General features: G+C 71.2%; 15 protein-coding genes and 1 pseudogene. 7 read left to right on the top strand and 9 right to left on the bottom strand.

Features of this window, described 5'->3' with window-relative positions; all coding sequences use genetic code 11:
* Nucleotides 1–149 precede the first annotated feature (149 nt).
* From B4N89_RS53600 to B4N89_RS41395, 3 genes are all read right to left on the bottom strand, one after another.
* On the bottom strand, nucleotides 150–545 hold the full coding sequence (locus B4N89_RS53600; RefSeq protein ID WP_414646482.1) for an Hsp70 family protein: 396 nt from the start codon (nucleotides 543–545) through the stop codon (nucleotides 150–152).
* Nucleotides 546–624: 79 nt separating this feature from the next.
* Nucleotides 625–1,854 carry a hypothetical protein gene (locus tag B4N89_RS52250; protein ID WP_235619286.1) on the bottom strand — a complete coding sequence of 410 codons (1,230 nt, stop codon included), beginning with the start codon at nucleotides 1,852–1,854 and terminating at the stop codon, nucleotides 625–627.
* 284 nt (nucleotides 1,855–2,138) lie between these two features.
* The gene (locus B4N89_RS41395; RefSeq protein ID WP_078981786.1) at nucleotides 2,139–3,131 is read right to left on the bottom strand and encodes an ATP-grasp domain-containing protein; all 993 of its coding nucleotides are present in this window, start codon (nucleotides 3,129–3,131) and stop codon (nucleotides 2,139–2,141) included.
* 204 nt (nucleotides 3,132–3,335) lie between these two features.
* Between B4N89_RS41395 and B4N89_RS41390 the strand changes: the two genes are divergently transcribed.
* Both B4N89_RS41390 and B4N89_RS49270 read left to right on the top strand, forming a co-directional pair.
* The gene (locus tag B4N89_RS41390; protein WP_078981785.1) at nucleotides 3,336–4,886 is read left to right on the top strand and encodes an AMP-binding protein; all 1,551 of its coding nucleotides are present in this window, start codon (nucleotides 3,336–3,338) and stop codon (nucleotides 4,884–4,886) included.
* 118 nt (nucleotides 4,887–5,004) lie between these two features.
* Complete coding sequence (locus B4N89_RS49270; protein ID WP_143658274.1) at nucleotides 5,005–5,316, top strand: hypothetical protein; 312 nt, start codon at nucleotides 5,005–5,007, stop codon at nucleotides 5,314–5,316.
* 394 nt (nucleotides 5,317–5,710) lie between these two features.
* Here the strand turns inward: B4N89_RS49270 and B4N89_RS41385 are convergent, their stop codons facing one another.
* The gene (locus B4N89_RS41385) at nucleotides 5,711–6,073 is read right to left on the bottom strand and encodes a cyclic-phosphate processing receiver domain-containing protein (protein WP_235619285.1); all 363 of its coding nucleotides are present in this window, start codon (nucleotides 6,071–6,073) and stop codon (nucleotides 5,711–5,713) included.
* Nucleotides 6,074–6,757: 684 nt separating this feature from the next.
* Between B4N89_RS41385 and B4N89_RS41380 the strand changes: the two genes are divergently transcribed.
* Nucleotides 6,758–7,303, top strand: a complete 546-nt coding sequence (locus B4N89_RS41380) for a PH domain-containing protein (RefSeq protein ID WP_107504210.1) — start codon at nucleotides 6,758–6,760, stop codon at nucleotides 7,301–7,303.
* A gap of 290 nt (nucleotides 7,304–7,593) precedes the next feature.
* Here B4N89_RS41380 and B4N89_RS50330 read toward each other — a convergent pair whose 3' ends face one another.
* The 3 genes from B4N89_RS50330 to B4N89_RS41370 all read right to left on the bottom strand — a co-directional run bounded on the left by B4N89_RS50330 (nucleotide 7,594) and on the right by B4N89_RS41370 (nucleotide 9,748).
* On the bottom strand, nucleotides 7,594–7,740 hold the full coding sequence (locus tag B4N89_RS50330) for a hypothetical protein (protein ID WP_161500998.1): 147 nt from the start codon (nucleotides 7,738–7,740) through the stop codon (nucleotides 7,594–7,596).
* A 489-nt stretch (nucleotides 7,741–8,229) separates the two neighbouring features.
* Nucleotides 8,230–8,829, bottom strand: a complete 600-nt coding sequence (locus tag B4N89_RS41375) for a DinB family protein (RefSeq protein WP_078981783.1) — start codon at nucleotides 8,827–8,829, stop codon at nucleotides 8,230–8,232.
* A gap of 226 nt (nucleotides 8,830–9,055) precedes the next feature.
* Nucleotides 9,056–9,748 carry a class I SAM-dependent methyltransferase gene (locus B4N89_RS41370; RefSeq protein WP_078981782.1) on the bottom strand — a complete coding sequence of 231 codons (693 nt, stop codon included), beginning with the start codon at nucleotides 9,746–9,748 and terminating at the stop codon, nucleotides 9,056–9,058.
* A gap of 131 nt (nucleotides 9,749–9,879) precedes the next feature.
* Between B4N89_RS41370 and B4N89_RS41365 the strand changes: the two genes are divergently transcribed.
* From B4N89_RS41365 to B4N89_RS52245, 3 genes and pseudogenes are all read left to right on the top strand, one after another.
* Complete coding sequence (locus B4N89_RS41365) at nucleotides 9,880–11,115, top strand: sensor histidine kinase (protein ID WP_078981781.1); 1,236 nt, start codon at nucleotides 9,880–9,882, stop codon at nucleotides 11,113–11,115.
* A gap of 18 nt (nucleotides 11,116–11,133) precedes the next feature.
* Nucleotides 11,134–11,784 (top strand): response regulator, encoded by a 651-nt coding sequence (locus B4N89_RS41360; protein ID WP_078981780.1) that lies wholly within the window; start codon nucleotides 11,134–11,136, stop codon nucleotides 11,782–11,784.
* A 163-nt stretch (nucleotides 11,785–11,947) separates the two neighbouring features.
* Nucleotides 11,948–12,217, top strand: a pseudogene (locus B4N89_RS52245) (TetR/AcrR family transcriptional regulator); the annotation flags it as partial.
* 292 nt (nucleotides 12,218–12,509) lie between these two features.
* Here B4N89_RS52245 and B4N89_RS41350 read toward each other — a convergent pair.
* Nucleotides 12,510–13,364: a haloalkane dehalogenase gene (locus B4N89_RS41350; RefSeq protein ID WP_078981779.1), complete on the bottom strand. Its 855-nt coding sequence runs from the start codon at nucleotides 13,362–13,364 to the stop codon at nucleotides 12,510–12,512.
* Nucleotides 13,365–13,514: 150 nt separating this feature from the next.
* Here B4N89_RS41350 and B4N89_RS41345 point away from each other — a divergent pair, with 150 nt between their 5' ends.
* Complete coding sequence (locus tag B4N89_RS41345) at nucleotides 13,515–14,030, top strand: MarR family winged helix-turn-helix transcriptional regulator (RefSeq protein WP_078981778.1); 516 nt, start codon at nucleotides 13,515–13,517, stop codon at nucleotides 14,028–14,030.
* A gap of 330 nt (nucleotides 14,031–14,360) precedes the next feature.
* Here the strand turns inward: B4N89_RS41345 and B4N89_RS50325 are convergent, their stop codons facing one another.
* Nucleotides 14,361–14,531 carry a hypothetical protein gene (locus B4N89_RS50325; RefSeq protein WP_161500997.1) on the bottom strand — a complete coding sequence of 57 codons (171 nt, stop codon included), beginning with the start codon at nucleotides 14,529–14,531 and terminating at the stop codon, nucleotides 14,361–14,363.
* Between the last annotated feature and the right edge of the window lie 44 nt (nucleotides 14,532–14,575).

Raw genomic sequence — 14,575 nt, 5'->3', positions numbered from 1 at the left:
CCGACGCGGTGCGCGGTTCGCCGAGCCGATCGCGGCCGAGGCGTGGAGAGGTGGCGAAGGATGGATGGGCGCGTGGTGGACCCGACGACGGACGAAGACCCGCCGCGCCGTCTGTGGCGAGCGTGAGCCGCCGTGTCCGGGACGGGGCGTCAGTGGCCCGGCGGGCCGCGGTCTGCCCGGCCGTGGATCCGTCGGGGTTGAGACCTTGTGCGGATCCTTGCCCTTGTGGGCCCGAGCGGTGGCCGTGATGCAGGGATCCTGGTCGAGCCGCCGGTCAACACGATCTGGTCGAGCTGTTTGGGGTCGACGTCGGCTTCGCTGCAGACCTTGCGCAGCACGGCCGGGCACCGCTCGATCAGGGACTCGGTCAGTTGCTCGAACCGGGCTCGGGTGCGTCGCTCCTGCGGGTGCGGTGCGCCGGGTGCGTTGCCAAGTCGCCCACTTCCCCGTGGACACGAGCCGCTTCCCCGGCGCGGCCCGCCACGTCTCGTGGGCGGAAGACGCGCCGCCTGGTCGGCCGGGGCCGGGCGCTGCCATCGCTGTATCGCTGTGCCGCCTGTCGCAGACGGGACTCGCCGATGTCGGGGTTGCTCCGGGGCGGCCGTTGGTCGGTGTCGACCAGCGTTACAGGTAGACCGGGTGTGGGCGGGCCGACAGGGCCACGTTGAGGCGCTCGTCCCGGCCGGCGCGGGTGACGGCGGTGACCAACTTGCCGTCCACGGCGCCCAGGCACAGGTCGTGGCGCAGGTTCGAGTCGGGCGGGGTGGCGGGTGGGCGTGCGGTGGGGACGTATTCCTGGACGAGCCAGGCGGATTCGAGGGCGTGCTCCACGGCGGCGGTCCACTGGGCGGGTGGGGTCTCGCGGCCGATGAGGACGCCGCGGCCTCGGGTGTCCAACGGCCGTTTGAGCACGTAGCGTTCCCGGTCGCGGGCGATGGCGCGCAAATCGGCGTCGTCGCACAGCGCGATGTTGCGCGACCAGGGGATGGTCGGGTGGACGCGGCGGTGGTCGGCCGCCGGGAACAGATCGGCGAACTGCGGATCGGACAGGACGGCCAGGCAGAGTTTGTTGTCGCCCAGGAATCGGCCGCGGATTCCGTTCTGGACGAACAGGGCCCGCTCGCGCACCGCCCGCAGGTAGGGAAACGCGTCGGCGCCCATGTCCAGCAGGTCGCGGGTCGAGATCTTGGCGTAGGCGTGGCGGATCGACGTGCCCGCGGCGACGACGGTGTCGTCCGGGGCGATGTGCAGGTCGCGGGGGTCGGCGTGCAGCACGCGGAGGCCGATCGCGGTGAGGCCGGCCTCGTAGTCCTCCAGTTCGTTGCGATTGGCTCCCCGCGGGCACAAGAGGGCGATGGTCCGCGGTCGGATCCCGGTGTGACGCCGGGCGAGATCGGTCAACCAAGTGCCGGGCCAGGTGGGGGTGTCCGTGGGTAGCGACGGGGGCAGCGCGATGCCGTGGCGGGTCAGCAGCGGGCGCCAGGCGGCCCGGCCTCGGCCTGCGGTCATGAATCCGCCGGGGCAGTTCGCGTTCGTCTCCAGCACGCGCAGCCCCCCGTCGGGATGGGGCAGCAGATCGAGACGCATCACATGGACGCGGTGGTCGCGGGCCGCCGCGATCTCGCCGCGCAGGGGTTCGGGCACGGTGAGCACGCGGCGCAGGCGAGGATCGTGGTCCCAGGCGCGCAGGATCGTCTCGATCATGCGGTGGTAGGCGGCGACGAACGCGTCCAATTCCCCCCGCAGTCCCGCGCGCAGGCACAACGGCAGGCCCATGGGGAGGCGCCGCTGGGAGGCCCCCTCCTTGAAGGTCAGGGAACGGGTCAGTTCGCGGCCCTGCGGTGTGCGTGCCACGCGCATGACATGCCGGACGAACGATTCGTCGAATCCGGGCCATACGTAGGATCCGGGTGTGTGGTCGAGGGGGCGGGGCGTTGTCGCGGGCATGGTGCCGTTCTCCTGACCTTCGTGGTCCGGGTGCCGTGGTCGGGCATCCGGTGGTCGGGTGTCTGTCGCCGGGGCTGGGCGGCGCGCCGTGACGTCGGCCGTCGTCGTGTCCCCGAGGACGCGAGTCTCTGGTGGCGGTGCGGACGCGGACACGCGCCGGGTGGGGGCTCGGGCGGGAGCCGGCGCTACCGTCAACTGCCCAGCAGGTCACACAGCAGGTCTGCGTACGCGTGGGTGATTCCGTGGGGCGAGCGGTCGTGTTCGGTGCGTTCGATGGAACTCCACGCCGAGAGGCTGGGGTTCACCTCGATGATCACCGGGCCGTCCGGGCCTTCGAGCAGATCCAGGGACGCGACGTCGAGACCGAGGGTCCTGGTCGCCCGGAGCGCCAGTTCCTCGGCCCCGGGCGGGAGTTCGGCCGCGGCCCAACCGTGTGGATAGAGCGGGTGATGGGTGTTGCCGTCGGGCGCGGTGTTGACGTGGTAGTAGCAGGCCACGACCCGCGACCCGATCACCACGATCCGTAGATCGCGGCCGGGGTTGGCGACGTAGCGCTGCACACACAGTGCCCGGTGGCGTTGCAGCAGGTGCCAGACGAGAATGCCCGTTCGGGTGCCGAGCCCACCGGGGTGCGGGCTGTCGGGGCCCGCCGCCCGCAGGCGCAGGATGTCCACCGACGCGTGGCCGTGGGGCGGTTTGACCACGACGTCCCGCCACTGCGCGAGGCAGGCGTCCACGTCCTCGGGGGTTCGTGCCACCCGGGTGGGTGGAACGGGCAGTCCGACCGCGGCCAGTGCGGCGACCTGGCGAATCTTGTTGTGGTAGGCGCCGAGGCCGCGCAGCGGGTTGACCAGGCGGGTGCCGGCTTCGTCCAGAAGTCCCAGCCAGGCGAACTCGTCGGCGAGGTGCCCCGGGGCGTGGCGGGTGAGCACGCGCGAGCACACCACCGCGAGCCGGGGCACCTCGAACCGACCGTCCTGCCGCAGCACGCCGGCGGGAAGGCAACTGGGGGTGAGACTCTCCCAGTCGACCGCCTCGACGCGCAGGCCGCGTTTCGTCAATTCGGCGCCGAGCGCCCGCGTGCCGTCGGTGGTACCGACGCTGTCGGTCCGGTCGAGGATCCACACGTCCGCCGTGCGCGTGACGTTGCCGCCCTCCACCCACGAGGTTCCCGGGTTCACCATCGGCGCGCTTTCCGCATCGACGTCATTCCGCACCCTTCGCGAGACGAGATCGTGTATCGCCGCCGATCGCGACTCACCCGTTCGCGTCGGCCGAGTCCTCGAACATAAGGCGATCCGGTTACTTTACGGGGTCATCGCGTCTCATTCGGTCATGACGGTGCGGACGGGCGCGCGGCTCGGTGCGAAGGGTGGGGCGCTCGGCTCATGGCGGATCGCGGGGAGTACGTCCGGACCTACGCCGAGGAGATCCTCGACGTCCTCGGCGAGCACCCCGAACGGCCGGTTCTCGTGCACGCGGGGCGGCGGGTGACGGCGGGGGAGATGCGCGATCTCGTCCATCGCTCGGCACGGGTGTTGCGCGACCTGGGTCTGGGGTCGGGGTTGTCCGTGACGCTGTTGGGCGGTGGCCCCGAGTTCCTGGTCGCGCGTTGGGCGGCCCACCTCGTGGGCTGTCGCGTGGTGCAGGTCGACCCCCGTCTGTCGGTCGCGTTGCAGGCGGCGATCGTCGACGACGTCGACACCGCCGCGCTGATCGTCGAACCCCGATACGCGGCGCGCGCCGCGGGGATCGCGGCCGTCGCCCCGGTGGGACGGGTGCTGACCCTGGGCCCGGCGGGGATCGGCGACGACCTGCTCGATCAGGCCACGCGCCGCTCCGCCGCTCCCCTCCGCGGCACGGCCCGCCCCCGGGACGTCTGCGCGATCCGATACACCAGCGGCAGCACCGGACGCCCCAGGGGCGTCTGCACCACCTACGCGCAGGAAGCCGCCCTGGGCCCGAAACGATCGCGCTTCGGCGCGCACCGACTGCTCGTGTGCACCACCCTGGCGCACACGGCCGGCCGCATGACGGATCGCACCCTCGCCGCCGGCGGGACCGCGGTCATCCTCGACGACTTCGACCCCGCCGAGGTCCTGGCCACGATCGAACGCGAGCGGATCACCAGGATGTTCCTGCCACCACCGCTGCTCTACCGACTCCTCGACCACCCCGACATCGCACGCCGCGACCTGTCGTCCCTGACCAGCCTGCCCTACGGAGCCTGCCGAGCCTGCCCGCGCCGCCTCGTCGAAGCCGTGCGGAAACTGGGTCCGATCCTGTACCAGGTGTACGGGCAGACCGAGATCGGCGGCATCACGATGCTGACCGCCGACGATCACGACCCCGCACGCCCCGACCGGCTGAGGTCTGTCGGTCGAGCGCTGCCCGGCAGGGAACTCGCCATCCTCGACGAGGACGGCCGAGCGGTCGCCACGGGCGAGGTCGGGGAAGTCTGCGTACGCTCCTCCAAGGTCATGCGCGGGTATTGGAAGCGCCCCGAGGAGACCGCGAAGGCGCTGCGCGGAGGGTGGCTGCACACCCGCGACCTCGGCCGGCTCGACGCCGACGGATACCTGACCCTGGTCGACCGCGTGGAGGGCATCATCCGAGGGATGGACGGTGACGTCTACACCGCCGTCGTGGAACGCGTCCTGGAATCCCACCCTCTCGTGCGCGACGCCGTCGTCCTCGGCGTTCCCGACGCCGACCTCGTCGAACACGTGCATGCCGTGATCGTGCCCGCCCCCGGGGCACGCGTCGGAGTACGGGGATTGCGCGAGCTGGTACGCGCCGAACTCGGCGACGTGTACGTGCCCACCGGGATCACCCTCACCACCGAACTACCGCTCACTCCCACCGGAAAACCGGACAGGACCGAACTGCGCCGCCGGATCGATCGACCACGAAACCCGTCATCTCGCACCGGCCCATGAACCCCCACGCGGATCCGACACGGACCACGCACAGGGCCGCACCACGCGCCACTCTCGAACCATGCGGCCGCGAGATCGGCCTTGCGCAGATGCCGCGTCAACGCCGGCACGAGCGTGCGTGACGCCTCACGCGGCGGCCGGGGACGCGCGCCGCGCGTCGACCCCGCCGGCCAACGCCACCAGCAGGCACGGCAAGGCCCGCACGTCACCGAATCGGGCCAGTGCGCAGACCGCCGCCTGCTCGGCCTGCCGCACCTCCGGGTCGGAAGGGGCCTACACGTCCGGGCCGTGCTCGCCGCGCCGCGCCGTCACCTACGCGGCCAGTGCCTCCCGGGCCGGCTCGGCACCTGTTCGGGACGTCCGCCGCCTCGATGGCCAACTCGCCGTCGCCCGCGCCGAGTGGCGCGCGACCGGCAGCGGGCCGGTGTGATCGCCGCGCCGTCCTCATCAACTCGCCGCTCATGCGGACCGCGTCCGGACGCGTGCCCCGAACCGGACTGCGCAACTGGGCCGCCGAGTCGGGTCGACGGGTCCCGGTGCGGATCGGCGGCCACGGCGGCGAGCCGGCTGCGGGCCCTTCGGCGACGGCCGGCAGCCGCGGGGCCAGGGTTGCGGTTGCCTCGACGACCGCGAGTCGTTCCGGGAGGCCGTCCTCGGCGGCCTCGACGCGGAACGTCTCACGGCGATCCGCGATGCGTTGACGGACGACCGCTGCGCCGGTCCGGGTCGTGCTCCCCGAGCGCCGTTCTGCGTTCCGGGTGAACGGTGGGGCCGCGCTGTTCGTCGCCGGACCCGCCCGCACGGCGAGGTCGGAGGAGCCTGGATTATTGCGCCGTTGCCCGCTGCACCCGGTAGTTCCAGCGTGTGAGCGACCGGACGACGGTCTCGGCGCCGATGGGGTTGGCGCTGTGAACGAAGATCGTGCCGATGCGGAAGGGGTGTCCGTGGAAAGCGGCTTCTTCAAGGAGGGTGACGACGGGCAGGATGGTGTCGTCGCCACCGAGATCGTGGTCGAGCCAAAGTTCGTCGACGAAGCGATCGCGGTACTCCCGCAGGAGCCGGATCCCTTCGCCGCTGGTGCGGGCGATCCGCGTGGCCCTCGGCAGCCTTCGCAGGTCGTCGATGCCCAGGACGACGGGCGTCGGTACGGGCAGGTCTCCATTCACCCGCACATCATCGCGTACCACCTGCGTACCAGTCGCGGTTCATAGGCGCCCGGTTGTTCGCAGCCCCGGCTGCGGGGACAGGATCACCGTCGGGCGGGCGGCCGCACTCTTGGCGATCACGGCGGCCGCAGATCGTGACGGCGTTGCGGCTGGTCGGGTGGTCACACCCCTCCGAGTACAGGTCGTTCCGGAGTTCGGCGTACTGACCCGGGGTCGGGGCGGTGTGAATCCGGTGGGAAGCGGTGCATGAGCGGGTGGGCCTCGAAGTTCTCCGGACCGTGTACGGAGCAGACCAAGGCGACGAGATGCTCGCCCCCGCCGCACCCGCCCCGGGCGTAGGCGCGGTCGTGGGTGAGACACACCCGCACGAACCAACCGCACACGTCCGTCTGCGACGGCTCGTGGAACGACGGATCCCGCACGACCTCCATCACGATGTCCTGGATGTCGAGACGGGGTATCCGCCGAGGTCATCACGCCATAGCAGTCGCGGAGGAAGCATGACGTCATGATTGTGCACGGAGCACAGGGCCGCGAACGGGTGCTTCGGGGGCGGTCCGCGTCGGCGTCGCGGCATTGCGGGAGGCCGGAAGGAGCGGATTTCTTCGAGTGCCCTTCCCGCCGACGGCGTCTCGGTGGCGACCAGGGGGGAGGGTGAGCGGGGACGGACGAAGGGAGGTCTGAGGGTGCCGCTAGCGTGGCCGCATGGAGCGCAGCCCGCTGGACGAATGGCAAGCAATGCGTCGCGTCCTCGAAGGCGTTCGGCGCGACGGCGCGTTCGAAGCGCGGACCTCCACGAAGGCGCTCGCGGTCATTGCCGGCTGCACGGTGCCGTTGCTCGCGGCGATGGCGGGGTCGTTCGCGAGTCCGAATCCGGACATGCCGAAGGTGCTCGTCCCGATGATGGCGGTGCTGCTGGTGCCCGTCGTCGTGTGGATCGTGTGGCTGGTCGTGCCGCGTGTGCGGCTGCGGGTCGACGCGGACGGCATCGCGGTCCGCGGGCGGCGCCTCGTGGCATGGGAGGACGTGGCCGAGTTCCGGACCGGGATCGCCGCAGGGCGGGCACCGCAAAGCTACGTGCTGGTCGAACGCGGCAGCGCCGCCGGTCCGTTGCCGCCCGTGAAGCTGCCGATTCTGCTCGACGTGGACACGGCGATTCTGCGCGCCGCACTGAACACCCTCCTCGCCGAGCAGCGCGAAGGAACACAGCCCGGCCCCGGACCCGTTTGGCCGCGCCCGAGCCGGCCCTGACGCGGCCCACGGCCCTGCCTGCGGTGGTTCCGCCGGGCCGCGATCACCGGCTCGGGGGCGCCGACTCGGCAGCGCCGGTTCGTGCGACAGCGGCAGTCCGGTCGTGTTGGGCAACCGCCCACGTCGGCGACCGCCGGTGCACCGCGTGCGGCGCGGGAGCGGCGGGAGCCGGGGCCGAGCGGCCAACGGTCACCGAGTCGGGGCCGACGTCGAAGCCCGCCTACGGACCGAAGGGGACACAGTGGACCGGCCCCGGGACGCACACGCGTCCCGGGGCCGTTCGCGGCGGATCACCGGCCGGGCCGGCACCGGTCGCGCAGCTTCGACCGGGCGGCGTCGGTGGGGGACGGCGCGGCGAAGTGGTCCCGCGGGTCGGCGAATGTGCCGAACTCGAAGAAGAGGGCCGCGAGTGCCAGATACACCGTCAGGTGCCCCAACCGTTCTCTTGTCTGCGCTGGTCGTCCACCTAGGCTGCTATGCGGTCGATTTGCGTGCCGGTGACGCTGATGGTGTGTCCGCCGGCGGATTACTGTCGGCAGTGGTCATGACCGCGTCATGCTGACCCACACGGGCGCTCGCACGTGTCGTGTCCTCCGCGTCCGGATCGGCGCCACGTTCGCCGCGGTGGGCGGGCCGGGACCCCTAGGCGTACCGCCAAGGGCCGGCGCGATCCCGGATCGGTTTCGTTCGGTGCCATACCGTCGGTTCGACGTTGCCCTCCCCGCGCTGCCGATTCCGCTCGTGCGCCACCGGCCCGCGCGACCCGGCGAGCTGCCTGCGCCTGGCCGCCTGGCGACTCACACCCACCCCGACACCCGTACCGCGGGTGTGTCCACCGACGGCTCTTCCACGCAACGGCTTCGACGTCCCGTCCCGCGCTGCGTCTTCGCTTGCTCACGCGATCTTGTCGGATTCGTGGGACGAGATCAGCTGTCACCGGCCTCCCGCGCCACGCGCTCCAGCCGGCGCCGGTGGTTCTCCCACCATGCCCGATCGCCTGGGGGCATGTCGCCCTGGCCTTGCAGACGGCCGACGGAGCCGTCGATGAGCTCTCGCACGATGTCGGCGTGCCCGGCGTGGCGTTGGGTATCGGAGATCACGCGCACCAGGATGTGGTGCAGTGTCACCTCTTGCCGTTCCTGCGGCCACCACGGAACGCGACCGATCGCGTCGAGCGTCAAGTTTGCGATGGTGCTGTCCGAGTGCTCCCACGCACGGTGATACAGCCCGACGATGTCCGCGCGCGACTCGTCCGCGGTGGCCCACATGTCCGCGTTGGGCTCCGCGTCCTCCGTGTACCACCAGGGCGGCGGCTCCTTGTCGAAGAAAGGCCGTCCGAAGGTGTCGCCGAAGTACCCCAGTTCCACACTGGCGACGTGTTTGACCAGCCCCAGCAGATTCGTGCCGGTGGGGGTCAACGGGCGGCGGATGTCGTATTCCGAGAGGCCGTCCAGCTTCCATACCAAGGCGTCCCGGCCGTCTTGCAGGTAACGAAGAAGATCTGCTTTCGGATTCGATTCGATCATGGCGCAACAGCCTTCCATCCGGCACCGACAGTCGGGCTCGGACACACCCGGGAGGCGAGGCCGCCGTCAAGCCGTGCTGCACCCATGCACCGACGACATCGAGTGAGACGAGCCTGCGGCGGCGCCGAGGACGGCGCGCTCGGCTGCGCGGTCCACCTCGGGGGGCGGTCAAAACGCAGTACCCCTACCGTCGCGATGTCGCTCATCGACGGACACCGCAGAACATTCACCGGACCACGGGGGTGCGGAGCGGCTCGGGTGCCGGGGTCAGGCGCCAGGCTCCGGCCGGGGGGAGGTTGGTCCAGGCGGTTCGGCACGCGGTGGGGTGGTGCCGGCGGTAGGTCGCCAGGACGTCCTCCACCGTGCGATGGCGATGGGCCTCGGCGGGGGAGGACAGCAGCGTCCTGGCATGGCGGGTGGCGCGGTAGGCGAAGTAGGTCAGCGTGCCGTCGGGTTCGAGCAGTTGCAGGTATCGGGTCATGATCGCCTCGACCCGGTCGGCGGTGAAGTTCGTGAACGGAAGGCCGGAGACGATCACGTCGTAGCGTCGATGGATGCCCAATTCCTCGACGAACGCCTCGTGCACGCGCACCCGTTCGTGCCCGCGGACCAGATCGCGCAATCGGCCGACGAAGCGCGGATTGGGCTCGACGATGCCGAGCCGACTGCCGGCCGGCAGTCGCGACAGGAGAACCCGGGTGACCGAGCCGGTGCCCGCACCCACCTCCAGGACGCGCAGCGAACGTGCGCCCCGCTCGGTCAGCGGGTCCGTGAGCAGCCGGGCCAGGGCCGGACCGCTGGGTGCGACAGCGCCGACCGTGCGCAGATCGCGGGCCGCCTCGCGGAGGAACATACGGCCCTCGGCGCCGAGCCGCACGCGGCTGGGGTCGAGACGGGGAGAAGGGGTTCGCTCGTTCATGACGTCGACGTCAGGAACGCCGTCGATTCCGCGAATCCGCTCTTGTACGCCGGTCACTCCCGACGAAAGGAGGGGGTCGGCGTGGCCGAACGTCGAAGGTGCGTGCACGTGCCGCGTGCCTAGATGCGCTGATGAGGGACTGGAGACGAAGTCGGCGATGGACCGCATACGGCCGCTGCGCCCTGGTGGCGATGCTCACCGTGGTGGCCGTGCGCAACGGCGCGGCGAGTGACGACGGCCGGTACTTCGAACCGCGCAGCGCGGCGGTCGTGGTGTGTGCTCTGGCACTGCTCCGGCGCCGCGAGCACGGGTGGGTCGCTCCGGTCCTGACGGCTGTGGCGGCGAGGGTGTGGGGATGGCCGTTGCTTCCACTGCTCCTGGTCGCCCTGTTCGACCTCGCCGTCGAGGAGCGGGTGCCGGCGGCCGTGGTCTGCGCCGCCGCCGCGCTGGGCGGGAACGCCCTCGTGCATCCGGAGATGTCCCTGGGCCGGCCGCAACAGTACGGGTCGAGCCTGTTTTTGGTGCCGGCCGTGGTGGCGGGGTTGTGGATGGGCAACCGCCACCGCCTGGTGGCGGCGCTGCACGCTCAGGTACAACAGCTCCGGGTGGAGCGGGAGTTGCGCGAGCAGGCCGCGCGTACCGCCGAGCGGTTCGCGATCGCCGCGGAGATGCACGACGTACTCGCCCACCGGCTCAGCCTGATCGCACTGCACGCCGGTGTCCTGGCCACCCGCAAGGAGCCTTTGCCGGCTACCGTGATCGATCGGCTCGGACTGCTGCCTACGGCGTCCACCGATGCGTTGACCGACCTGCGCGATGTACTGGGCGCCCTGCGTGACGTCGATGCCGATGCGGATACCGCTCCCGGCGGCGGGAAGACCGAGCCGGCCCTGCGTGACGTGGAGGAGTTGATCGAGCAGGCCCGTACCGTCGGGCAGCACATCGACTCGGTCGTCGAGGGCAAACCCGACCACGCGCCCGCGGCACACCGGCTCGCCGTTGTCCGGGTGATTCTGGAGGCGCTGACCAACGCCCGCAAGCATGCCCCGGAGGCCCGCGTCCGGATCCGGGTCGACTACCGAGCGCCGGCCACGCTGATCGAGGTCACCAACTCCCCCGGCGCTCGCTCCGCTCCCGGGCCGGTGCCCTCCGGCTTCGGTCTGGTCGGCCTCCGCGAGCGGGTGCAGGCACTCGGCGGACACCTCGACGCCGGCCCCGCCGATGTCGGCGGCCGGCGGCTGGCGGCCCGCATCCCGCATCCCGCACCCGGCGGGCGAGACGGGGGAGGGGACCGCAAGCACCGGCGCCTCGGACGCGACCGGGGCCACCGGCACCTCTTGAACCGACCAAAACCGTCGAGACCGTAGAACAGATTGGCTCCTGCCGTGATCCGCGCCATGATCGTCGACGACGACGCCCTCGTCCGCCTCGGCCTGCACGACCTTCTCGACGGCGACGACGGCATCGAGGTCGTCGCCCAGGCCGTCGACGGCCGGCAGGCGGTGGAGCAGGCATCCGCGCGCCGCATCGACGTCGCCCTCGTCGACGTGCGCATGCCGGGCCTGGACGGGATCGCCGCCACCACGTTGCTGCGCGCCTTGCCGCACCCCCCGAAGGTCATCACGCTCACCACCTTCGACCTGGACGAATACGTCTACGACGCACTCGCCGCCGGCACCGACGGCTTCCTGCTCAAGGACACCGACCCGACCGAGATCCTGCGCGCCGTGCACCTCGTCGCAGCCGGATCCGCGATGCTCCACCCGGCCGCCGCCCGGCGATTGATCGACCGTTTCCACCAGGGAAGCGGCCCGCGAACGGCCGCTGCCCGGGCGCGCATCACCGACCTGACCTCGCGGGAGCGGGACGTCCTGGCCCTGCTCGCCGAGGGGGACACCAACGCCGACATCGCGCGGACGCTCGGGATGCGCGAGAGCACGGTCAAGGCCCTCGTCAGTCGCATCCTGACCGCCCTCGGCGTGACCAACCGCGTACAGGCCGCCCTTCTGGCCCGCGACGCGGGACACACTCGGTGACGCAGAGCAGCGGGGCGCCGATCACGGTGCCCTCGCGCACTCGGCGGCTACGTGGGCCGGATCGAGGAGACCGCCCACGGCGACGCGCGGCGATGACCGCCGGGTGCCCTTTGGCGGGAACAGCGGGAACAGCCGGCTCGGCCATCGAGAGTAGACAGTGTCTATGGAAAGCGGGAGCTCCCTGCGGGAGCGGTTGATCGATGCCGGAGTGGACCTGGTAACGACCGAGGGCTCCGCGTCGCTGGGGCTGCGCGAGATCGCCCGCCGGGCGAACGTGCCGCACGGGGCGCCGCGTCGGTACCTCCCCACGCACCACGCCCTGCTCTCCGCGATCGCCCGGCGCGGGTTCGAGGATCTCGCGGCCCGGCCCGCGACCGTGATCGCCGACACGACATCGCCGCGAGCTCGGTTGCAGGCCATCGCGCGGGTGTATGAGGACCCGGCCGCCCGAGCCGACCCGGTGGACGCCTTGGTCCGCGACGCGTTCCTGCTGCCGGGGAACCTGCCCGACCGCGAGCACGGCGGACGCGATCGGCCTGCTCGCGCTCGTCGCGGGGCAGGCCGTGGAGCTTGTGGTCGTGGAACCGAGATGCCCTGTTCACCGCAGTCGCACTCACTCCGGGCTCCGGGATCAGGGCCATGAGGCGAAACGCGACCGGTTTCGCCGCCGACGCGGGGGAACCGGTCCCGAGATTTCGATCGAGCTTCCTGTTCGGCGAACCTGCCTAGCGAAGGCGGTGTTCATCCAGCCAGGAGGAAACGGCTTTGGCGATTGCCTCGGGCTGGTCCTCGGTGGCGTGGTGGCCGGCGGGGCCGATGTGCTCGACCCGGAGAGCGGCGATGTTGTCCCGGCACCAGGCGGCGACCTCGGGGGTGATGAGGAGGGTCGGTGCGGAGTCGAAGGTGAGCAGAAGCTTGGGAACGTCGTGACTGTCGGCCAACCAGGGGCCGTACGCCCGGATTCGGGCGGTCACGTCGGCGGGTTCGCCGTCGATCGGCAGGGAGCGGGTCCAGTTCAACAGCGGACGACGGCTCTCGCGGGTGGTGTACGGGGCCCGGTAGACCTCGATGTCCTCCTCGCCGAGCGGGGTGAGCACACCCCCGGTGTAGGCCGCGTTCACCATGAAGTGCCCGTCGAGGACCAGCGTCTCGCCCTCATCGGAGCGGAGCTTCACCGAGCGGGCACGGGCCTGTTCGGAAAGCTCGGTCGAGGCGATCGGACGGACGATCGTCTCGAAGAAGGCGAGGCCGCGCACCCGGTCCGGGTGTCGGGCCGCCCAGTCGAAGGCGAGCGAGCCGCCCCAGTCGTGGCCGACGAGCACGATCTCGTCGAGGCCGAGCGCATCGAGGAACGCGTCCAGGTAGCGGGCGTGGTCATCGAACCGGTAGTCGCCGACGGGCTTGCCCGAGCGGCCCATGCCGATCAGGTCGGGGGCGATCAACCGGCCCGGTCCGACCAGGGGCAGCACGTTTCGCCACGTGTGGGAGGAGGCGGGGTTGCCGTGCAGGAAGACGACGGCGGCGCCGCTGCCGTGGTCCTCGTAGTGGATGGTCGAGTCGAGGACGTCGATCATGGCCATGCGGTGCTCCTCAAGGGCTGGACGTGACGGGGCCCGAATCGCGCCGTTACCCTGTTCGTTCGTCTGACAAATGTTTATGACACTAACGTTTCTGGCATGAACGAACCTACATCGTTAGTCCGACTAACGCAACGGGGTAGGATCACCGCCATGACCAGCGACGCCGAAGCGATGGACGTTTCCGACCGCGAGAGACGGACGCCGGACAGGCTGCGCAAACAGGCGAGCCGACTGCTGGCACGGCTGTCCACGCAATCGGATCGACTGATCGTCGAGGGCTTGGCCCGCCTCGACGCCCGCAAGTGGCACTACGCGGTGCTGGCCTCGTTGGAGGAGTACGGCCCGGCCAGCCAGGCGACGCTGAGCCGACGCACCGGTATCTACCGCAGCGACATGGTCGGCGTCCTCAACGACCTGGCCGAACGCGATCTCGTCGAGCGCACACCCGATCCCGACGACCGCCGGCGCAACGTCATCACGATCACCGACCGGGGCAACAGCCGCCTCGCCCTCCTCGACCGCACCCTGGACGACCTCCACGAACAACTGCTCGCGCCCCTGGCCCCCGCCGAACGCGACCAGTTCGTCCGCATGCTCACCCGCCTGCTGGACCACCACACCCCACACCCGCCGAGCCTCGACGCGTCGGACGACCACCAGCCCTGACCAGGGGCCTGTACGGAGTTGCGATCGGCTTTGTACGCCACGCCACGATGGGCGCTTTGCGGGCCGGACGCGACCTGGCGGACGCCGTGCTCTGTGCCGACGGCCCGGTGAGGACGCTGGTCGGGCTCGCCCGCACCGGAGCACCGTCGTGGTCACGAAGCGCTCCATACGCGGAGAAGCCGGGTGGCGGGGACAGAGCCGTCCCAACCACTTCGGCGGGACGTGCCCCGCACATCGACACCTCTACCGGTAGGCCCACTTCCGGTTTCGCCGGGCGATGGTGGCGTGCCCTGCCCCGCCGGCGGGCCGAGGCGGGCCCATGATGTGTAGTCAGATGGAGGAGGAGTCGGTGCGGCGGCGATGGCGGATCACGAAGAAGGCGACGGCGCCGCCGAGCGCGAGGGCCCCAACGCCGATACGAGCGGTGACCACAACCCGGCTCTGGGCATCGCCCGCGGCGGCGATGGCATCGGACGGGGTGTTACCCGGTGGCAGGACCATAGCCGCGGCGGGGACGCCTCGAAGCCCGGCGTCGTCGACGTGAC

Origin of the sequence: Embleya scabrispora (genome assembly GCF_002024165.1) — a bacterium.
Taxonomy (GTDB): Bacteria; Actinomycetota; Actinomycetes; order Streptomycetales; family Streptomycetaceae; genus Embleya; species Embleya scabrispora_A.
Note: the sequence above shows the minus strand (reverse complement) of the source record. Positions and strands in the feature narration are given on the sequence as shown.